General features: G+C 73.3%; 18 protein-coding genes. 16 read left to right on the top strand and 2 right to left on the bottom strand.

Going from position 1 to position 19,431, the window contains the following annotated elements; translation table 11 throughout:
- The first annotated feature begins 161 nt into the window (after window positions 1-161).
- The 15 genes from FIV43_RS13955 (at window position 162) to FIV43_RS13895 (ending at window position 17,700) form a co-directional block, all read left to right on the top strand.
- Window positions 162-3,503: a transglutaminase family protein gene (locus FIV43_RS13955; RefSeq protein WP_141014618.1), complete on the top strand. Its 3,342-nt coding sequence runs from the start codon at window positions 162-164 to the stop codon at window positions 3,501-3,503.
- Window positions 3,504-3,507: 4 nt separating this feature from the next.
- Complete coding sequence (locus tag FIV43_RS21540) at window positions 3,508-4,977, top strand: circularly permuted type 2 ATP-grasp protein (protein ID WP_196780809.1); 1,470 nt, start codon at window positions 3,508-3,510, stop codon at window positions 4,975-4,977.
- Window positions 4,869-5,990 carry an alpha-E domain-containing protein gene (locus FIV43_RS21535; RefSeq protein ID WP_196780808.1) on the top strand — a complete coding sequence of 374 codons (1,122 nt, stop codon included), beginning with the start codon at window positions 4,869-4,871 and terminating at the stop codon, window positions 5,988-5,990. Before FIV43_RS21540 ends, FIV43_RS21535 begins: the two co-directional genes overlap by 109 nt.
- Complete coding sequence (locus FIV43_RS13945; RefSeq protein WP_141014617.1) at window positions 5,987-6,937, top strand: transglutaminase family protein; 951 nt, start codon at window positions 5,987-5,989, stop codon at window positions 6,935-6,937. The genes FIV43_RS21535 and FIV43_RS13945 overlap by 4 nt, the downstream gene beginning before the upstream one ends.
- Window positions 6,934-7,341 (top strand): zinc-ribbon domain-containing protein, encoded by a 408-nt coding sequence (locus FIV43_RS22550; protein WP_231123392.1) that lies wholly within the window; start codon window positions 6,934-6,936, stop codon window positions 7,339-7,341. Before FIV43_RS13945 ends, FIV43_RS22550 begins: the two co-directional genes overlap by 4 nt.
- Window positions 7,254-7,916: a putative zinc-binding metallopeptidase gene (locus FIV43_RS13940; protein ID WP_231123965.1), complete on the top strand. Its 663-nt coding sequence runs from the start codon at window positions 7,254-7,256 to the stop codon at window positions 7,914-7,916. The genes FIV43_RS22550 and FIV43_RS13940 overlap by 88 nt, the downstream gene beginning before the upstream one ends.
- A 91-nt stretch (window positions 7,917-8,007) precedes the next feature.
- Window positions 8,008-9,057 carry a DUF2510 domain-containing protein gene (locus FIV43_RS13935; protein WP_181407491.1) on the top strand — a complete coding sequence of 350 codons (1,050 nt, stop codon included), beginning with the start codon at window positions 8,008-8,010 and terminating at the stop codon, window positions 9,055-9,057.
- Window position 9,058: 1 nt separating this feature from the next.
- Window positions 9,059-9,916, top strand: coding sequence for a hypothetical protein (locus FIV43_RS13930; RefSeq protein WP_141014615.1), 858 nt, complete (start codon window positions 9,059-9,061; stop codon window positions 9,914-9,916).
- A 38-nt stretch (window positions 9,917-9,954) separates the two neighbouring features.
- Complete coding sequence (locus FIV43_RS13925) at window positions 9,955-10,491, top strand: hypothetical protein (RefSeq protein WP_141014614.1); 537 nt, start codon at window positions 9,955-9,957, stop codon at window positions 10,489-10,491.
- 22 nt (window positions 10,492-10,513) lie between these two features.
- Window positions 10,514-11,443, top strand: a complete 930-nt coding sequence (locus FIV43_RS13920; RefSeq protein ID WP_141014613.1) for a cation diffusion facilitator family transporter — start codon at window positions 10,514-10,516, stop codon at window positions 11,441-11,443.
- 217 nt (window positions 11,444-11,660) lie between these two features.
- The gene (pdhA, locus tag FIV43_RS13915; RefSeq protein ID WP_181407490.1) at window positions 11,661-12,830 is read left to right on the top strand and encodes a pyruvate dehydrogenase (acetyl-transferring) E1 component subunit alpha; all 1,170 of its coding nucleotides are present in this window, start codon (window positions 11,661-11,663) and stop codon (window positions 12,828-12,830) included.
- Complete coding sequence (locus FIV43_RS13910) at window positions 12,830-13,813, top strand: alpha-ketoacid dehydrogenase subunit beta (RefSeq protein WP_141014611.1); 984 nt, start codon at window positions 12,830-12,832, stop codon at window positions 13,811-13,813. Before pdhA ends, FIV43_RS13910 begins: the two co-directional genes overlap by 1 nt.
- A gap of 24 nt (window positions 13,814-13,837) precedes the next feature.
- On the top strand, window positions 13,838-15,223 hold the full coding sequence (locus FIV43_RS13905; protein ID WP_141014610.1) for a dihydrolipoamide acetyltransferase family protein: 1,386 nt from the start codon (window positions 13,838-13,840) through the stop codon (window positions 15,221-15,223).
- A 55-nt stretch (window positions 15,224-15,278) separates the two neighbouring features.
- Window positions 15,279-16,160: a 3-hydroxyacyl-CoA dehydrogenase NAD-binding domain-containing protein gene (locus tag FIV43_RS13900; RefSeq protein ID WP_196780806.1), complete on the top strand. Its 882-nt coding sequence runs from the start codon at window positions 15,279-15,281 to the stop codon at window positions 16,158-16,160.
- A 97-nt stretch (window positions 16,161-16,257) separates the two neighbouring features.
- Window positions 16,258-17,700: a serine/threonine-protein kinase gene (locus FIV43_RS13895; RefSeq protein WP_141014609.1), complete on the top strand. Its 1,443-nt coding sequence runs from the start codon at window positions 16,258-16,260 to the stop codon at window positions 17,698-17,700.
- Between the two features lie 62 nt (window positions 17,701-17,762).
- Here FIV43_RS13895 and FIV43_RS13890 read toward each other — a convergent pair whose 3' ends face one another.
- Together FIV43_RS13890 and FIV43_RS13885 are read right to left on the bottom strand one after the other, a co-directional pair.
- Window positions 17,763-18,497, bottom strand: a complete 735-nt coding sequence (locus FIV43_RS13890; RefSeq protein WP_141014608.1) for a GGDEF domain-containing protein — start codon at window positions 18,495-18,497, stop codon at window positions 17,763-17,765.
- Window positions 18,494-18,700: a hypothetical protein gene (locus tag FIV43_RS13885; protein WP_141014607.1), complete on the bottom strand. Its 207-nt coding sequence runs from the start codon at window positions 18,698-18,700 to the stop codon at window positions 18,494-18,496. The genes FIV43_RS13890 and FIV43_RS13885 overlap by 4 nt, the downstream gene beginning before the upstream one ends.
- Before the next feature lie 124 nt (window positions 18,701-18,824).
- Here FIV43_RS13885 and FIV43_RS13880 point away from each other — a divergent pair, with 124 nt between their 5' ends.
- On the top strand, window positions 18,825-19,430 hold the full coding sequence (locus tag FIV43_RS13880; RefSeq protein WP_196780805.1) for a hypothetical protein: 606 nt from the start codon (window positions 18,825-18,827) through the stop codon (window positions 19,428-19,430).
- The last annotated feature ends 1 nt before the right edge of the window (window position 19,431 follow it).

Here is a 19,431-nt window from a genome sequence, read left to right as displayed (position 1 = left end):
AGGCGTGGGTGCGGGCACGCTGCGTCTGCCTTCGTCTGTTCCGGGCGCGGTGGTCGGGTGAAGGCTACCGACACCGAGGACCGGGTTCTGGGATGCAGGGGACCGCGAGGACGTCACCGCGACGAAACCCGTCCTGCCGCCCCGTTCCCTAGGGTGTCCCCATGGCGATCAAGGTGGCACTGGAGCACCGGACGACGTACCGCTTCGAGCGACCCGTCGCGGTCGGTCCGCACGTGGTGCGGCTCCGTCCGGCTCCGCACTGCCGGACCCCGATCGAGGCCTACTCGCTGAAGGTGGAGCCGGCCGGCCACTTCCTGAACTGGCAGCAGGACCCGTTCGGCAACTGGATGGCCCGACTCGTCTTCCCGGAGAAGGTCGCCGAGCTGGACATCACCGTCGGGCTGGTCGCCGACATGATGGTGATCAACCCGTTCGACTTCTTCATCGAGGAGCACGCCGAGCGGTTCCCGTTCGACTACGAGCCCGGGTTGGCCGCGGACCTGGCGCCCTACCTGCGGGCGGTGCCGGGGGCCGAGGAGACGGCCCGCTGGCGGGAGAAGCTGCCCGCGCTGCCCGACGACGGCGTCCCGACCGTGCAGTTCCTGGCCGGCCTCAACGCCGCCGTCCACGGTGACGTGGCCTACTCGGTCCGGATGGAGCCGGGTGTGCAGTCGCCGGACGACACGCTGCGGATCGGGATCGGCTCGTGTCGCGACAGCGCCTGGCTGCTGGTCAGCCTGCTGCGCCAGTACGGTCTGGCCGCCCGGTTCGTCTCCGGCTACCTGGTCCAGCTCGCCCCGGACGCCTACGCGACCGAAGGGGTGGACGGACCCGCCGGGCCCACCGAGGACTTCACCGACCTGCACGCCTGGGCCGAGGTGTTCATCCCCGGCGCCGGGTGGGTCGGCATGGACCCGACCAGCGCCCTCTTCGCCGGCGAGGGGCACATCCCGCTCAGCGCCACCCCGCACCCGAGCTCCGCCGCGCCGATCGAGGGCGCCACCGACCCCGTCGAGGTCGCCTTCGCGTTCCACAACCGGGTGACCCGGATCCACGAGGACCCCCGGGTCACCGCGCCCTACGCCGACGAGCAGTGGCAGCGCATCGACGCCCTCGGCGCCGCGGTCGACGAGCGGCTGGTCGCCGGCGACGTACGACTCACGATGGGCGGGGAGCCCACCTTCGTGTCGATGGCGGACGCCTCCACCCCGGAGTGGAACACCGACGCCGACGGTCCGGCCAAGCGCGAGCTGGCCGCGGCGCTGGCCGACCGGCTCACCGACACCTTCGCCCGCGGCGGCCTGGTCCACCGGGGCCAGGGCAAGTGGTATCCGGGGGAGCCGCTGCCGCGGTGGAGCATCGCCCTGCAGTGGCGCGCCGACGGCGTTCCGCTGTGGCGCGAGCCGTCCTGGCTCGCCGACCCGTGGGACGAGGGGACCGCGCTGGCCGACGCCGCCACCCGGGCCGAGGAGCTGGCCCGCCGCTTCGCCCACCTGCTCTCGCTGCCGGACAGCCAGGTCCGCCCCGCCTTCGAGGACCCGTTCGCCGCGCTCGTCGACCACGTCCGCCAGCCGTACGGCGACCCGCCCGACACCGACCTCGACCGACTCGACGAGGACGCCACCGACCTGCTCGCCCGGCTCGACGCGGAGGTCCGCACGCCGACCGGCTGGGTGGTGCCGCTGGCGCTGGCCGAGACCGGCTGGACCTCGCCGGTGTGGCGGTTGCGCCGGGGCCGGCTGGTGCTGACCCCCGGCACCAGCGCGGTCGGACTGCGACTGCCGCTGGACTCGATCGACTGGGTCGACCCGGAGGCCCCGGCCCAGCCGTCGTACCTGGAGGCGGGCGAGGCCGCGGAGCCCGGCGTGCCGGCGGTGGCGCTGGCCGACCCGCGCGGCGCCGACCGGACCGCGGTGGCCTTCGAGGCCCGCGACGGGCACGTCCACGTCTTCCTGCCGCCGACCACCCGCTTCGAGGACTACGTCGACCTGGTGCACGTCGTGGAGAGCGCGGCGGCCGGCACCGGGTGCCCGGTGGTCGTCGAGGGCTATCCGCCGCCGCCGGACCCGAGGCTGACCACGCTGTCGGTGACGCCCGACCCGGGCGTCGTCGAGGTCAACGTGCAGCCGACGAGCAGCTGGGGCGAGCAGCGCGACCTGGTCACCCGCCTCTACTCCGAGGCGCGGCACGCGGGCCTGACCTGCGAGAAGTTCGACCTGGACGGGCTGCACACCGGCACCGGCGGCGGCAACCACCTCACCCTGGGTGGGCGGGCGCCGATCGACTCGCCGCTGCTGCGCCGCCCCGACCTGCTGGTCAGCCTGATCGCCTACTGGCAGCAGCACCCCGCGCTCTCCTACCTCTTCTCCGGCCGCTTCATCGGCCCGACCAGCCAGGCGCCCCGCTTCGACGAGGGTCGCCCGGAGGCCGTCTACGAGATGGAGATCGCCATCGCCGAGGTCGGCCGGATCGCCGCGGAGGCCGCCTCCTCGGGCGACCCGGTCGCGCCGTGGACGGTCGACCGGGCCCTGCGCCACCTGCTCACCGACCTGACCGGCAACACCCACCGTGCGGAGTTCTGCGTCGACAAGCTCTACAGCCCCGACTCGAGCCGCGGCCGCCTCGGCCTGCTGGAGCTGCGCGGGTTCGAGATGCCGCCGCACCCGCAGATGGCGCTGGTCCAGGCGCTGCTGGTGCGCAGCCTGGTCGCGATGTTCTGGGAGCAGCCGCTCGACATCGCCCGGCGCCCGCTGGTCCGCTGGGGCACCCGGTTGCACGAGGACTTCCTGCTGCCGCAGGGCGCGGTCGCCGACATCACCGCCGTCGTCGCCGACCTGAACGCCGCCGGGATCGCCTTCGACGTGGACTGGCTGGCCCCGTTCACCGAGTTCCGCTTCCCCCGGATCGGCTTCTCCGACGTCACCGACGGCGCCGGGGGCGGCGCCCCGATCCGGATGGAGCTGCGCCAGGGCGTGGAGCCCTGGCACGTGCTGGGGGAGGAGGCCACCGGCGGCGGCACGTCGCGCTACGTCGACTCCTCGGTGGAGCGGATCCAGGTCAGCGTCGCCGGCATCGACCCGCACCGGCACCTGGTGACGTGTCAGGGTGTCCCCGTGCCGATGACACCGACCGCGACCGCCGTCCCCGGGCTTCCCGGCGACGGGTTCTACGGCGGGGTCCGCTACAAGGCCTGGCAGCCCTGGTCCGGCCTGCACCCGTCCATCCCGGTGCACTCGCCGCTGACCTTCGACGTGGTCGACCTGCACGCCGGGGTCAGCCTGGGCGGTGCGACGTACCACGTGGTCCACCCGGGCGGACGTACCTACGACCACCCGCCGGTCAACGCCAACGAGGCCGAGGCCCGCCGGGCCGGCCGCTTCGAGGCCCGGCGCAACACCGCCGGGACCGTCGACGTCGCCGCCCTGACCGCGCTGCGCGACCGCGCCGGGGACCAGGAGTACCCGCACACCCTCGACCTCCGGCGGGTGCCGGCGCCGCGGTGAGAAGGTGACCGTCTTCCGCGACTACGTCGCCGGCCTGCACCAGCCTGCGCTCGTCCCGACCGCAGGCTCCTCGAGCCCCCGGTACGACGAGCTGGTCGAGCCCGACGGCAGCCTGCGCCCCGGCTGGAAGCCGCTGGCGGAGGTGGCCGTCGCGATCAGCGCGCGCGAGCTGGAGCGGGTCGACGACGAGATCGCCCGGTTCCTCGCCGACGACGGCGTCACCTACTCCCGCCCCGGCCAGCGGCCCGCGCCGTGGCGGCTGGACCCGATGCCCTTGGTGCTCGACGCGACCGCGTGGAAGTCGCTGGAGATCGGTCTCGCCCAGCGCGCCGAGCTGCTCAACGCGATCCTGGTCGACCTCTACGGCGAGCAGACCCTGCTGGCGCACGGGGTGCTGCCACCGGCGCTGGTCTACGGGCACAACGGCTTCACCCGGATCATGGCGCGCAGCGGCGCGATCGACCCCCGCCCGCTGGTGCTGTCGGCCGCCGACCTGGGCCGCGACGCCGACGGGGAGTGGCGGGTCCTCGCCGACCGCACCCAGGCCCCGTCGGGCCTCGGCTACGCCGCGGAGAACCGCAAGGTGCTCTCCCGGGTGATGCCCGAGCTCTACCGTGAGGCCGACCTGCACCGGATGGCGCCGTACCTCTGGGCGCTGCGCTCGGCGCTGCTCCAGTCCGGGCCGGAGGACCTGGCCGACCCGCGGGTGGTGGTGCTCAGCCCGGGGTCCCACTCGGAGACCTTCTACGACCAGGCGACCATCGCGGCCAACCTCGGCTTCCCGCTGGTCCAGGGCAGCGACCTGGTGGTGCGCGACGGCTGGGTGCTGATGCGCACGCCGCTGCGGCTGGAGCGGGTCGACGTGATCCTGCGCCGGGTGGACAGCGCCTGGAGCGATCCCCTCGAGCTGCGCGGCGACTCCCAGCTCGGGGTGGCCGGCCTGGCCGAGGCGGTACGACGCGGGCGGGTCCGCGTGGTCAACAGCCTGGGTGCCGGCGTGCTGGAGAACCCCGGCCTGCTGGCCTACATGGACGCGATGTGCGAGCACCTGCTCGGGGAGGCGCTGCGGCTGGACTCGGTGCCGACCTGGTGGTGCGGCGACCCGGAGAGCCTGGACCACGTGCTCGGCCGGCTCGACGAGCTCGCGATCCGGACCACCGATGGCACCGGGGTGCAGATCACCGAGCTCGCCCCGGACCTGCTGCGCCGCCGGATCCTGGCCGCGCCGCACCGCTACGTCGGCCAGCTGCGGTTGCCGCTCTCCCAGGCCCCGGCCTGGTCGCGGGGGAGGCCCGGCCCGCCGACATCAGCCTGCGCACCTTCACCCTGCGCTACGGCTCCTCCTACCGTCCGCTGCTCGGGGGCATGGCCAGCATCCGCGACGGCGGCCGCGCGGTGGGCAGCAAGGACGTCTGGGTGCTCAAGTCGAGCGCCGCCGAGGCGGACCAGGGGCTGGCCGAGGTGCGGCCGATGACCTCGGTCCGGTCCACGCCCTCGACGGTCCCGCGGATCCTCGAGGACATGTTCTGGGTCGGCCGCTACGCCGAGCGGGCCGAGGACATGCTGCGCCTGGTGCTGGCCGCCCACGTGCTCGCCGAGGACTACCGCACCCGCCCCCGCACCACCGGCGGGATGAGCCTGGAGATCATGCTCGGCGTACTGGCCTCGCTGGCCGGCCGCAGCAGCGACGACCTCGGCCAGGAGTTCCGCTCGGTGCTGCTCGACGCCGACCGGGAGGGCTCGGCGGCGCAGTCGCTCTCCGCGTTGCGCGACGCGCTGGCGGGGGTGCGCGACCAGCTCTCGCTCGACGTGTGGCGGGTCTTCGGCATCACCGCCCGCGCTGGGTCGGCCCTGCGCGCCTCCCCGCACAGCCATGCCATCGGCGAGTCCGCGGGCCGGATGCTGGCCGGGGTGCTCTCGCTGCAGGGGGTCACCGCGAGCATGATCCGCGACCCGGGCTGGCACATGATCGGCCTCGGGCGGCACCTGGAGCGGGCACTGCAGCTGTGCCGGCTGCTCCGGGTGGTCACCGTGCGCCGCGGGCTGGAGGTGGACCGCGAGGTGCTCAGCGCGGTGCTGGCCAGCTCGGAGAGCGCGGTCACCCACCGCCGTCGCTACCGCGACTACGTGCGTCCCGCCGGCGTCCTCGACCTGCTGCTGATGGACGGCGACAACCCGCGGTCGCTGACCTTCAGCCTGACCGAGGCGGCCCGCCACCTGGCCGCCCAGCAGGCCTCGACCGGCTCCACCCGACCCGAACGGTTGCTCGACGAGCTGATCGCGGAGGTCGCCGCGACCGACTCCGCCACCCTGGTCGCGATCGGTGGTGCGGACCGGCCGAACCTGACCGGGTTCCTCGACTCGGTGGAGGCGCAGGTCAGCCGGATCACCGAGGCGGCCGGTGCGCTGCACTTCGCCACCGGCCCGCGTCCCCGGCCGTTCGGCTCGCTGCAGACCCGCGCGGTCGTCGAGGAGGAGGTGTCGTGAGATACCAGGTCACCCACCACACCACCTACACCTACGACGAGGACGTCACCGACAGCCTGGGCGTGGCGCACCTGGTCCCGCGCGAGCTGCCCTGGCAACGGGTCGGGGCCGCGGAGGCGCCGTACCGGGTGGGGCTGCGGCCGGAGCCGACCGACCTCTCCACCTCGGTCGACTTCCACGGCAACCGGGTCACCTACTTCCAGGTCGTCGAGGCGCACACGGAGCTGGTGATCACCGGGCAGGGCGAGGTGGAGGTGGTCGCCCCTGAGCCGCGCGCCGACCTGCTCGCCCGGCCGTGGGAGGCGAATCGCCCGCTGGTCGACCCGCTCGCGCCCGGTGCCTGGCGGGCCACCGACTTCGCGCTGGCCAGCCCGGCGGTGCCGATGCACCCGGGGGCGCGCGAGTACGCCGCCGCGTCGCTCACCCCGGGGCGTCCGGTCGGTGAGGCGGTGACCGAGCTGATCCACCGGATCCACACCGACTTCGAGTACGACGCCACCGCCACCACGGTCACCTCGACGGTGCCCGAGATCCTGCACCGCCGGGCGGGCGTCTGCCAGGACTTCGCGCACTTCACGCTGGCCGGCCTGCGGGCGCACGGGCTGGCCGCCCGCTACGTGAGCGGCTACCTGGCCACCGACCCGCCGCCGGGCAAGGAGCGGGTGGTCGGCGCGGACGCGTCGCACGCCTGGCTCGCCGTCTGGCTCGGGGAGGAGGAGTGGCTCTCGCTCGACCCGACCAACGACCAGTGGCAGAACGACCGGTACGTCACGGTGGCCTGGGGGCGCGACTACGGTGACGTACCGCCGGTCAAAGGCGTCATCTTCACCGAGGCGAGCACCTCCACGCTGACGGTCTCGGTCGATGTGGCGCCACTGGGTACCGGTACCCAGGACGCCGGGCCGACCGGCCCGGCGCCGACCACGAGGAAGGGAGACCGCGGGTGAAGTCGTTCCGCTGCCGCGCCTGCGGCAACCAGCTCTACCTGGAGAACTCGCTGTGCTACTCCTGCGGGAGCGCGCTGGGCTTCTCCCGCGCCGAGCGGGAGATCGTCCCCGTCGACGACGCGGGCCGGTACGTCGACGCCGACGGGCTGGTCTGGCACGTCTGCGCGAACCTGAACCTGACCGGGTGCACCTGGCTGGCGCGGCACGAGGGCGGCCAGTGCTCGGCCTGCGACCTGACCCGCACCCGACCCGCGGACACCGACGCCGAGGGATGGGGCAGCTCCCGGACGCGGAGGCGGCCAAGCGCCACCTGCTGGTGGAGCTCGACGCGCGAGGGATCTCCACCGACGGCCTGGTCTTCGACCTGCTCTCCTCCAGCGCCGAGGCGGGCGAGGACGTGGTGATCGGCCATGCCGACGGGGTGATCACGATCGACCTGGCCGAGTCCGACGACGCCCGCCGGGAGCGGATCCGGGTCGACCTCGGCGAGCCGTACCGGACCATGCTCGGCCACCTGCGCCACGAGACCGGGCACTTCGTCCAGATGGGGCTGCTGCAGTCCGGCGACCAGGAGCAGGTGGCCCGGTGCCGCGAGCTGTTCGGCGACGACACCGCCGACTACCAGGCGGCGATCGACCGGCACTACGCCGAGGGTGCGCCGGAGGGCTGGGAGCAGTCCTACATCAGCACCTACGCCACGATGCACCCGTTCGAGGACTTCGCGGAGACGTTCGCCCACGTGCTGCACATCTCCGACACCTGCGAGACCGCCGCCGAGCACGGTCTCCTCTCGGTCGACCCGTCCGCGTTCTCCTCGTTCGGCGACCTGGTGCGCGGCGTCTGGGTGCCGTTCTCGATCGCGCTGAACCAGATCAACCGCTCGATGGGGAAGGCGGACGTCTACCCCTTCGTGATCCCCGACCGCGTGGTCGAGAAGCTCGAGTTCGTCGCCGGACTCTTCCCCGGTCCGCAACGCTGACGGGGCGGGCAGGGTCGGCACCGCGCGTGCGAGGATGGCCCACGATCCGCCACCACACGATCTGCCACGACGATCTTCGCGAGGAGATGCCATGTCCGACCCGAACCAGCCCTCGACCCCTCCCGGGTGGTACCCCGACGGACAGGGCAACCAGCGCTGGTGGGACGGCACCCAGTGGACCGACCACACGCAGCCGGGGACCGGCGCCGACGGTGGCGCGGGCGCCGGTGGCAGCGTGCACGACCAGCCCACCCAGATCGCCCCGAACCGGGCTGCCGACCACGGCAGCGGTGCGGCGGCGGGCGGTGCGGCGGCGGGCGCGGCCGGCCAGGGCGGGTACGACCCGAACCAGCAGGGCGGCTACGCCCAGCAGGGGGGCTACCCGCAGCAGGGGGGCTACGACCCGAACCAGCAGGGCGGCTACGCCCAGCAGGGCGGCTACCCGCAACAGGGCTACGGCCAGCAGGGCTACGGCCAGCAGGGCTACGGCGCGCCCGGTCAGCCGGGGTACGGCGGCGGCTCGAGCGGCGGAAGCAAGAAGGGCCTCTGGATCGGCCTCGCCGCCGGCGGCGCCGCGCTGCTCCTGCTGATCTGCGGCATCGGCGGGTTCCTGCTCCTCTCCGGCAACAGCCCGGAGGACACGGCGAAGGACTACGTCGAGGCGATCCTGGACGACGACTACGAGGAGGCGTGCGGCCTGCTCACCGAGGACCGCAAGAAGGAGGCCCTCGACTCCGAGGAGGTCGACTCCTGCAAGGAGCTCGGCGACAAGCAGGAGGAGGCGGCCGAGGACTTCGGAGAGTACGGCCAGCAGTTCGAGGACACCTACGGCGAGTCGATCGAGGACATCCAGGACGACATCGACTACTCCTCCGAGGTCGTCGAGGTGCACGACGAGACCGACTCCAAGGCGATCGTCGAGTTCGACGTGACCACCGAGTACACCGGTGACAACCAGGACTACATCGACGACGAGCTCGACGGCGAGACCAAGAGCACCGACCCGGCGTTCATCCACCTCGCCAAGGAGGACGGCGACTGGCTCGTCTCCGACGAGTGCAACTCCAAGGACTGCGACGACTCCTCCTCCCCGAGGGTGAGTGACCTGATCCAGCCCGACCGGGCACCGGGAGCGCGCTGAGGTGCGAGCATTCTTCGCCGCCGCCCTGGTCGTGGTGGCGACGGTGCTCGCACCGTTCGTGATCACGGCCGCCTGGGGCTACGAGCGCACCAGCGACGTCGACGCCTACGTGGAGACCGTCGCCCCGCTGGCCGAGGAACCGGAGCTGCGCGACGAGCTCGCCGACGAGCTCGGTGTCGCGACCGTCGCGGCGCTGGAGGAGAACCTGCCCTTCGCCCTGCCCGACCAGGTCGACCAGCAGGTCGCCGACGCGGCCGAGGCCGTGGTGCGGAGCCCGGGCTTCCCGGAGTTCTGGCGGGAGGCCAACCGCGACCTGCACGCCGAGTTCATGGCCCTGGCGCACGACGGCACCGACGCCGACGACGACGCCTGGGTGCGGATCGACATCAGCCCGCTCTTCCAGGACGTCCTGGAACGACTCGCCGGCCAGGGGCTCTCCGCGCTGAGCCTGCCCGAGATGACCCTCGAGGTGCCGCTGGTGCGCGAGTCCACCCTCCTCGAGCAGCGCGACAACTACCTGCTCCTCGAGGACGTCGCCCGGATCGGACCGTGGGTGGTCGGCGGGCTGCTGCTGGCCGCCGTCGTCATCGCCCCCGGCGTCCGGGGGCGGCTGCGCACCGCGGGCTTCGGGAGCCTCGGCATCGCTCTCGCGGCCGGCGTCACCATGCTCGCCTCCGGCCCGCTCAGCGACCGGGCCGCGGAGGAGGCCGAGCAGGGCCGGTCCGGGCTGGTGCGGCTGATCACCGAGGTGGTGCTGGAGTCGCTGGGCCCGCACGCACGCAACATCGGCCTGGTCGCGCTCGCGGTGGGCATCGTGCTGCTGCTGGCGTCGTACTGGTCGCGGAGGGCGCGGGGCTGAGCCCCCTGCGGATTGGGGACCGGACCTAGGCTCGCAGCGTGAGCGACCACGACGTCGACCGCGGCGAGGAGCCCCGAGGCCGGATGCGTCCGGCGATCTGGGCGACGCTGACCGTCGGGGTGGTGCTGCTCGGTCTGGTGGCCGTCGTGGCGCTCGGCGGCGCCGAGGACGACCCAGCGGCCGGCGACCGGTCCCGGAGCACGGCGGGCGCGTCCACGCCGGGCGCGTCGGACGGCTCGCCCGGGGCGACGGACGGGACGGCCGGCGGGACGGCGCCGGCGCCGCTCCCCGAGGACACCCCCGGCGCCACGGTGGAGACGCTGCTCCGTGCGATCGCCGACGGCGACTGCGCCGCCGCGATGGCGGTGGTCACCGACACCTTCCTCGACCACAACGGGGAGTGCACCGCCGCGCTGCCCGAGCGGTTCGACTGGGCCCTGGGCGGTGAGACCGTCGACGAGTCGACGGCGACCGCGGTGGTGGTCTGCCGGATGGACGGCGCCGAGCACCGGGAGCAGTACCGGTTCCACCTCGTCGCGGAGGACGGGACCTGGAAGGTCGACACGATCTCCTGACGCTGCTGCCTACCCTGGTGGCATGGGACACGGGCACGGCCACGGGCACGCAGCGGGTCGCGCCGCCGATCGCCGGCGGCTGCGCTGGGCGCTCGCCGTCACCGCGACGGTCCTGGTCGTCGAGCTGGTCGGGGCCGCGGTCACCGGGTCGCTCGCGCTGCTCGCCGACGCCGGGCACATGGCCACCGACGCCGGAGCGGTGGTGCTGGCCCTGGGTGCGTCCTACGTGGCGACCCTGCCGGGCGGACGCCGCTCGACCTTCGGCTATCACCGGGTCGAGGTGATCGCAGCCGGGCTCAACGGCGTCATCCTGCTGGTGGTCTGCGGCTACATCGCGGTCAGCGGCCTGCAGCGGCTCAGCGACCCGCCCGAGGTAGACGGACTGCCGCTGGTCGGGTTCGCCCTGGTCGGCCTGGTCGCCAACGCGGTCTCGCTGGCCATCCTCAGCCGCGGCGACCGGGGCTCGCTCAACCTGCGCGGCGCGCTCAACGAGGTGCTCGCCGACCTGCTGGGATCGGTCCTCGCCGTGCTGGTGGGAGTGCTGGTCTGGCTCGGCGGCTGGTACGTCGCCGACCCGATCGCCTCACTGGTGATCGCGGCGCTGATCCTGCCGCGGGCCTTCGTGCTGATCCGCGACGTCGCCCGGGTGCTGCTGGAGATCGCGCCCGTCGACCTCGAGCTCGACGAGGTGCGCCACCACCTGATGCACGCCCCCGGCGTGGTCGAGGTGCACGACCTGCACGCCTGGACGATCACCAGCGGGATGGCCAGCCTCTCCGCCCACGTCACCGTCACCGACGAGGCGCTCGCGGCCCGGGGGGTCGGGGAGATCCTGGACGCCCTCGACGCGTGCATGAGCACCCACTTCGACGTGCAGCACACCACCTTCCAGGTGGAGCCGCTCTCGCACCGGGACCACGAGGACCTCGGCGCCCTGCACGAGCAGCGCTGAGCGATCGGTGGTGGACCCGACCACGGAGCGGCGGCGCAGGAGGCGCAGGGGGCAGCCTCGTCGGCGGTGCCGAGTACGCGTTCGGGAGGCGGGGCGGTAGCGTGGCACCACGGTGTGTCCGCGGTCACAGACGCCACCCCTGTCCCGTGACCCGGCTGCACTGCCTGGACGACCCGGACGAGGCGGACAACCCGCCGAGCCGGCCCGCTTGGAAGAGGTGCCTGACGTGAACGACCCCGTCTTCGGACCGGCCCCGACCGCCGCCGGCGCGGACGACGACCTGGTCCAGCTGCTCACCCCGGAGGGGGAGCGGGTCCACCACCCGGAGTTCGATCTCGACCTCACTCCGGAGATGCTGCGGACCTTCTACCGCGACATGTTCCTGGTGCGCCGCCTCGACGTCGAGGCCACCGCCCTGCAGCGGCACGGAGAGCTCGGCCTGTGGGCGCAGCTGCTCGGCCAGGAGGCCGCGCAGATCGGCGCCGGCCACGCGCTGGCCCGGCAGGACTTCGTCTTCCCGACCTACCGCGAGCACGGCGTCGCCTGGGTGCGCGGGGTCGACCCGGTCGCACTCCTCGGACTGTTCCGCGGTGTCGACAACGGCGGCTGGGACCCCCACGAGCACGGCTTCAACCTCTACACGATCGTGATCGGCGCCCAGGTGCTGCACGCCGCCGGCTACGCGATGGCGCTGCAGCGCGACGGGGTGGTCGGCACCGGGGACGGTGAGCGCGACGCCGCCGTGCTGGCGCACTTCGGTGACGGCGCCTCCTCCCAGGGCGATGTCAGCGAGGCGTTCATCTTCGCCGGCTGGGCGAACGCGCCGGTCGTCTTCTTCTGCCAGAACAACCAGTGGGCGATCTCCGAGCCGATCGAGAAGGTCTCCCGGATCCCGCTCTACCAGCGCGCCAACGGCTTCGGCTTCCCCGGCGTCCGGGTCGACGGCAACGACGTCCTCGCCACCTACGCGGTCACCCAGGCCGCGCTCAAGCGTGCCCGGGAGGGTCAGGGGCCGATGCTGATCGAGGCCTACACCTACCGGATGGGCGCCCACACCACGACCGACGACCCCACCCGCTACCGGTTGATGGAGGACGTCGAGCACTGGAAGCTCAAGGACCCGTTGGCCCGCGTCGAGGTGCACCTGCGCCGCAACGGCCTGGTCGACGACCAGTTCTTCACCGACCTCGCCGCGGAGGCCGACGCCCTCGGCGACCGGATGCGCCGGGAGTGCCACCAGCTCCCGGACCCGCAGCCGCTGGACATCTTCGATCGCGTCTACGCCGAGCAGACCGAGGAGCTCGCCGCCCAGCAGGCCGAGGTGGCGACGTACCTCTCCTCGTTCGCCGACCATGCGCCGGCAGGCGCCGAGGGAGGTGCGGCCTGATGGCCACCACGACGATGAGCATGGCCAAGGCCCTCAACGCGGGGTTGCGGCGGGCGATGGAGCACGACTCGAAGGTCGTGGTGATGGGCGAGGACGTGGGCCGGCTCGGCGGCGTCTTCCGGATCACCGACGGCCTGCAGAAGGACTTCGGCGAGGACCGGGTGATGGACACCCCGCTGGCCGAGTCCGGGATCGTCGGCACCGCGGTCGGCATGGCGATGCGCGGCTACCGGCCGGTGGTCGAGATCCAGTTCGACGGCTTCGTCTACCCCGCCTACGACCAGATCGTCTGCCAGGTCGCCAAGTTCCACTCCCGCTCCCAGGGCCGGGTGCCGATGCCGATGGTCATCCGGATCCCGTTCGGCGGCGGGATCGGCGCGGTCGAGCACCACAGCGAGTCCCCGGAGGCGCAGTTCGCGCACACGCCCGGCCTGAAGGTGGTCGCCTGCTCCAACCCGGCCGACGCCTACTGGATGCTGCAGCAGGCGATCGCCAGCGACGACCCGGTGATCTTCCTGGAGCCGAAGCGGCACTATCACTCCACCCGCGCCGAGATCGACGACGCCGCCACCCCCGGCTCGCTGTGGGCCTCCCGGGTGGTGCGCTCCGGCGAGGACGCCACCCTGATCGCCTACGGTCCCACCGTGGGCACCTGCGTGGACGCCGCTGCGGTCGCCGCGGAGGAGGGCCGCTCGCTCGAGGTGATCGACCTGCGCACCCTCTCCCCGCTGGACATGGGTCCGGTCGAGGAGTCGGTACGACGCACCGGCCGCGCCGTCGTCGTGCACGAGGCCCACGTCAACCTCGGGCTCGGCGCCGAGGTCGCCGCGCGGCTGACCGAGTCGTGCTTCTACTCCCTGGAGGCGCCGGTGCTGCGGGTCGGCGGCTGGGACACGCCGTACCCGCCGGCCCGGGTCGAGGAGGCGTACCTGCCCGACCTCGACCGGGTGCTGGACGCCGTCGACCGCAGCCTGGCCTTCTGAGCGCCGTACCGGAGGAGATTCCCTGTGCCTGAGTTCAAGCTTCCCGATGTCGGCGAGGGCCTCACCGAGGCCGAGATCGTGGTGTGGCGGGTCGCCGTCGGCGACACCGTCGCGGTCAACGACATCGTCGTGGAGATCGAGACCGCCAAGTCCATCGTCGAGCTGCCCTCGCCCTACGCCGGAGAGGTGACCGCACTGCTGGTCCCCGAGGGCGAGATGGTGGAGGTCGGCACCCCGATCATCACCATCGGCGAGGCGGTGGAGAAGGTGGTCGATCCGGTGGCGCCGACGGTGCCCGACCGGCCGACCGTCCCCGCCGCGCCCGCGACGCCGATCGACACCAACGTCCCGCCCGAGGGCAACCCGACCCTGGTCGGCTACGGGCCCAAGCAGCGCGACCTGAAGCGTCGGCCGCGCAGCGGTGGAGGGGCGCCGCCCGCGTCCGCCGAGCCCGCCGCACCGACCGCGCCTGCCGCGCCGGCCGCGCCGGCCGCGCCTGTCGCATCGGCTGAGCCGGTCGCGTCGGGAGCGGTGCGGGTGCTGGCCAAGCCCCCGGTGCGCAAGCTGGCCAAGGACCTCGGGATCGACCTCGCCTCGCTCACCCCGACCGGTCCCGGTGGCACCGTCCGCCGCGCCGACGTCGAGCAGGCAGGTACGGCGCCCGCCGCGCCGACCGCGGAAGCCGGTTCTGGTGGTGGTGTTGGTGATGGTGCGGGCGAGACCCGCGAGCCGATCAAGGGCGTGCGCAAGCAGATGGCGGCCGCGATGGTCTCCTCGGCGTTCACCGCCCCGCACGTGACCGAGTGGGTCACCGTGGACGCCACCGCGACGGTCGACTTGGTCGCCCGTCTGCGCTCGCGACGCGAGTTCGCCGAGGTCAAGGTCTCTCCGCTGCTGGTCGCCGCCCGCGCCACCCTGCTCGCGCTGCGTCGCAGCCCGCTGATCAACTCCACCTGGGACGAGCAGGCCCAGGAGGTCGTGATCAAGCACCGGGTGAACCTCGGGATCGCCGCGGACACCCCGCGCGGACTCGTGGTGCCGAACATCAAGGACGCCCAGGCACTGGACCTGCTCGGGCTGGCCGGCGCGCTGGACGAGCTGACCGCGACCGCGCGGGCAGGCCGGACCCAGCCCGCGGAGCTGAGCGGCGGGTCGATGACGATCACCAACGTCGGCGTCTTCGGCGTCGACGCCGGCACCCCGATCATCAACCCCGGCGAGTCCGCGATCCTCTGCCTCGGCGCGATCAAGCCGCGGCCGTGGGTGGTCGGCGACCAGGTGCTGCCGCGCCAGGTGATGACGCTGGCGCTCTCCTTCGACCACCGCCACATCGACGGCGCCACCGGCTCCCGGTTCCTCGCCGACGTGGCCGGGGTGATCGAGGACCCGGGGACGGCGTTGCTCTACTGATCGGGCTCGGGAGGGGCTTCCCCGGCGGGGGGCCGCGTGCCAGGCTCTCGACGAGATGGCCGCACCGAACGGCGGCCCCGACCGGGAGGTGCAGACCATGACCGTGCAGCGACTGATGGTGGCAGGCGGCGGGATGATGGGTTCCCAGGTGACCTGGCAGGCCGCGCGGCACGGCCTGGAGGTCACCGTGTACGACGCCTTCGACGCCGGCCTCGCCCGATGCCGCGAGCTCGAGGAGTCCTACCGCGACCTCTTCGTCGCGGAGCGCGGTGCCGATGCCGCCGAGATGGATGCGGCCCTGGCGCGCATCTCCTACACCACGGACCTGGAGTCGTCCGCGGCAGCCGCGGACGCGATCATCGAGCAGGTGCCGGAGGACCTCGGGATCAAGCAGGGCTTCTGGGAGCGGGCGTCCGCCGCAGCCACCCCGGAGGCGCTGCTGCTGTGCAACAGCTCGTCGCTGGTGCCCAGTGCCATCGCCCCCGTCGTCGCCGCTCCGGAGAGGTTCCTCTCGCTGCACTACTGCGTGCCGGTCTGGGACGCCAACATCGGCGAGGTGATGGGGCACGAGGGGACCGCCTCGGACCACTACGACCGGACGGTCACGCTCGCCGAACAGATGGGACTGGTGCCGATCAAGATCCGGCGGGAGTGGCCCGGCTACGTGCTGAACGCGCTGCTGATCCCGTTCCTGGTCGCCGGTGTCGAACTGGTCCGCAACGGGGTCTCCGACCCCGCTGACATCGACCAGGTCTGGCGCATCTGCAACCGCTCGGAGATCGGACCGTGCCAGATGGTGGACATGACGGGGATGAACGCGGCGTACCACGTGGCGATCACGGTCGGGCAGACCGAGGTGGCGGAGTGGCTCAAGCGCGAGTACATCGACAAGGGACGGATGGGTGTGGAGACCGGAGCCGGGTTCTACGACTACTGATCCGGGCTCGCGGAGCGCGATCGCGCGGCGTGTGGCCCGCGACGGCCGTGGGGAGACCGGTTGGTGAAGACGGCTCGCGGCGGGTAGGAATACCGTCGTGCCCACCCCCGCGCCACCGCCGCTGAGCCCCGGCGACCAGCTCGGTCCGTACCGGATCCTCCGCCGGCTCGGGCAGGGCGGGATGGGCACCGTCTTCGAGGCGGTCGACGTCGGGCTCAACCGACGGCTCGCGCTGAAGGTGATCGCCTCCGACGTCGCCGGCGACCCGCTCTTCCGTGCGCGGTTCACCCGGGAGGCCCAGGCCCAGGCCTCGCTGGACTCACCGCACGTGGTGCAGGTCTTCGCCTACGGGGAGGTCGACGGCCGGCTCTACATCGCCTCCCAGCTGATCCCGGACGGCGACCTCGGCGCGATGCTGCGCGCGCACGGCGCACCACCGCCGCGGATCGCGGTGTCGATGATGGCTCAGGTCGCCGACGGGCTCGCCGAGGCGCATCGGGTCGGACTCGTGCACCGCGACATCAAGCCGGCCAACGTGCTGCTGCGCAACCGTGGCGACAGCATCGCGGCCTACCTCGGCGACTTCGGCATCGCCCGCCGGGTCGACGGCGTCAGCGGCCTGACCACCGACGGATTCACCGTCGGCACCCCCAGCTACATGGCGCCGGAGCTGCACACCGGCGGCGTCCCCGGGCCGCTCAGCGACCTGTACTCGCTCGGCTGCCTGCTGTGGGCCTGCCTCGTCGGCACCGCCCCCTATCCGGGCACCACCGACTACCAGGTGGTCACCGCGCACGTCAGCGCTCCGGTGCCGCAGCTGCAGGTCACCGGCCCGTTCGGGCGCGAGCTGAACCGGATCCTGGCCACCGCACTGGCCAAGGATCCCGCCCGGCGCTACCCCAGCGCGGCCGCGCTGCGCGACGACCTGCGGGCGCTGGAGCGCAACCTCCCCGCGCCGGCCGGGGTCCACTCCGGCCGACCGCCCGGCGGACCGCCCTCGCTGGCACCCACCGCCGGCTACGCGGGTGGTCCGGCGGGTGCGCCGGGCGTGCGTCGTCACCGATCACGGGTGGGGTGGATCGTCGCCGCCGCGGTGGCCGCGGTGCTGCTGCTCGGAGGAGGCGCCGCCGTGGCCGTGGTCCTGGCCGGGGACGACGGCGACGAGGACCGCGGGGCGTCCAGCACCGCCACTCCCGGCGATCCTGGCGGCGCCCCGAGCGGCGACCCGAGCGGCGATCCCAGCGGGTCGGCCAGCGAGACCACGAGCGGTGCGCCCGCTCCCGGCGGGGACGAGCAGACCGCGATCGACAACATCGCCGCGGCGCTGGGCGAGGACCCGGAGATCGACCAGCGGACCGCGACCTGCGTGGCCACCGAGCTGGTCGACTCCCGCGGGGTCGACGGGCTCCAGGAGGCCGGCTTCATCGACGCCGACCTCCAGGTGGTCACCGACGGCAGCGGGGTGCCCGACGCGGACCTGCTCTCCGAGGTCTTCACCCTCGCCTTCAACTGCGTCCTGGACTCCGCCGACCTCGGCTGACACCGGGCTGAGCTCGGTGCTGAGCTCGGTGGTTCCAGGCTGAGGGCGGGCCGGTCGAACGGTCAGCGGGCGTGGCGGGCCCGCTTGTCGACGTACATCTCGGCGTCGGCGAGGCGGAAGGCCTCGTGCACCGTGCGATCGCCGGGGCCGGCGAAGGCGTGGCCGAGCGAGGCGGCGATGCCGTCGGCGCGCAGGCGGTCGGCGAACCGGGCGTAGTGGGCGGGCAGATCGCCGACGCCGACGTCGTCGGTGAGCACGGTGAACTCGTCGCCGCCGTAGCGAGCCACCCGGTCGTGGTCCGAGGCGGCGGAGCGCAGCGCGGCCCCGGTGCGCCGGAGCAGGTCGTCCCCGGCGGTGTGCCCGTCGGCGTCGTTGACCTGCTTGAGCCCGTCGAGGTCGATCACGGCGACCGCGACCGGGTCCCCGTAGGCGTCGACGCGCTGTTGCGCGTCGGCGACCAGCTTGTCCCACCCGCGCCGGTTGACCAGGCCGGTGAGGGCGTCGGTGTCGGCGAGTGCCGCGGCCACCTCCTCGTCGTGCCGCACCCGGTCCGCGGCGCGGGCCACGGCAAGGTGGGAGGAGAGCAGGCCGCTCAGCAGCGCGATCAGCTCGGCGTCGACCGCCGCCGAACTCTCCAGGGGGTCGAGGTCGGCGCCGCAGAGCACCCCGAACAGCCCACCCTGCTCGTCGCCGATCGGGAAGCCCACGTAGGCGCGGACGACCTCCGAGACCGGCTGGCAGGAGTAGTCCTCGTCCGCCCTGGTGTCCGGTACGACGTGCGCGGCTCCCGCGGTCATCCGGCTGCACAGCGTCTCGTCCCAGGGGACCCGGCTGCCGGGGCGATCAGGTTCTCGTGGTGCACGTGCACGTGCACCTGCTCACCGCCGGCGACGCGGGAGACCGACCAGTCCCGCAGCGGGGTGTGCTTGTTGAGGAAGTCGACGACCTGCTGGGCGGCGGCACCGAACGCGTCGGCGCCGTCCATCGTGCGTGGGCTCACCGTTCGATTCTCACCCGAAGTCGGGGATGACCGGGTGAATTCGGCCGTGCTAGTGGTCTTCGACCCGATCAGCCCGGCACGGGCTCGACCGGGCGGTGCCTGGCAGGCTGGGACCGTGCAGCGGGTGCGGTTCCGAGGTGACATCGCCGGCGTCGGGTCGACCAGCGGCGTGCGGATCGTGATCGGTCGGTGGCCGTCCTCGCCGTTCGGGGACGTCGCCGACGTGATGGTGGAGACCGCCGCTGGGCACCGGGTCCTGCTCGCCCCCGATCCGGCGCTGGCCGACTTCGTCGCGGCCACCTATCACTTCGACGAGATCCGGATCGAGCCGGTCAGCGTGGGCCCGCTGGGCGACCACGGCCGTCAGGTCACCTCGCCGTCGCTGCGGCTGCGGATCACGGTCGGCGGGCCGACGCTGCTCGGGCGCCTGATCGCGGTGGTGCCGCGACGCTGGGCCGAGAGCCCCACCTGGTGCGCCCTCACCGACCCGATCGCGCGGGTCGCGCTGCGCGGCGTCCGCACCCGCGGCACCGCCGGCGGCGGCCGCCGGGAGTGGTACGGCGCCACCCGCGTTCGCGGCATCACCGCGATGTCGGGCTCCTTCGACGGCGCGGACCTCGGCAGGCTCGCGCCGGTCGACCCGCCGTGCCGGTTCGGGTTCAGCTCGACGCCGGCCCGGCCGTCGGTGACCGAGGTGTGCACCACCATCGAGCTGCCCGGCGACGGATGAT

Origin of the sequence: Nocardioides sambongensis (assembly GCF_006494815.1) — a bacterium.
GTDB classification, from domain to species: Bacteria; Actinomycetota; Actinomycetes; order Propionibacteriales; family Nocardioidaceae; genus Nocardioides; species Nocardioides sambongensis.
The sequence above is the reverse complement of the archived record's forward strand: the minus strand, read 5'-3'. Positions and strand labels throughout refer to the sequence as shown.

Bases quoted from the DNA above. Each gene is read 5' to 3' on its own strand.
- FIV43_RS13955 (WP_141014618.1), top strand. From the start codon at position 162: ATGGCGATCAAGGTGGCACTGGAGCACCGGACGACGTACCGCTTCGAG.
- FIV43_RS21535 (WP_196780808.1), top strand. From the start codon at position 4,869: ATGGCCAGCATCCGCGACGGCGGCCGCGCGGTGGGCAGCAAGGACGTC.
- FIV43_RS13935 (WP_181407491.1), top strand. From the start codon at position 8,008: ATGTCCGACCCGAACCAGCCCTCGACCCCTCCCGGGTGGTACCCCGAC.
- FIV43_RS13920 (WP_141014613.1), top strand. From the start codon at position 10,514: ATGGGACACGGGCACGGCCACGGGCACGCAGCGGGTCGCGCCGCCGAT.
- FIV43_RS13910 (WP_141014611.1), top strand. From the start codon at position 12,830: ATGGCCACCACGACGATGAGCATGGCCAAGGCCCTCAACGCGGGGTTG.
- FIV43_RS13900 (WP_196780806.1), top strand. From the start codon at position 15,279: ATGGCCGCACCGAACGGCGGCCCCGACCGGGAGGTGCAGACCATGACC.
- FIV43_RS13890 (WP_141014608.1), bottom strand. From the start codon at position 18,497: ATGACCGCGGGAGCCGCGCACGTCGTACCGGACACCAGGGCGGACGAG.